The following is a 277-nucleotide window of genomic DNA, read 5'->3' as shown; positions in this document are numbered from 1 at the left end:
CTTCAAATTAAACATGTGATCACCTTCTTATGAATAGCCGACAATACCAACCGATATTTTTGAAGTATCGGGCACTTGATCCGGCTTTATTTTTTTTCCACTCTGAAAAAAGGAAATGATGAATGTATCAGTTTGATTGTCTTCATAGTCGATTGAAGGCGTGATCCCGTTCTGTTTAAGCAGCGACGAGCCGTCTACAGTCGCATAAACCATTTCATAATTTTCAGGTGTTTCAAATATTAAATCGCTTCCGTCTATATACACATCACCAGCAGAA

At 37.9% G+C, this 277-nt stretch carries 1 protein-coding gene; it reads right to left on the bottom strand.

Translation table 11 applies throughout. The annotated features are described in order from the left end of the window. Positions 1 to 27 precede the first annotated feature (27 nt). Positions 28 to 277 (bottom strand): hypothetical protein (locus tag SB749_RS19315; RefSeq protein ID WP_410711729.1); only part of this gene is annotated, 250 nt, incomplete at its 5' end.

Origin of the sequence: Brevibacterium sp. SIMBA_078 (genome assembly GCF_046534565.1) — a bacterium.
In the GTDB taxonomy this organism is placed as follows: domain Bacteria; phylum Actinomycetota; class Actinomycetes; order Actinomycetales; family Brevibacteriaceae; genus Brevibacterium.
This window is presented reverse-complemented; position numbering and strand designations above follow the sequence as displayed.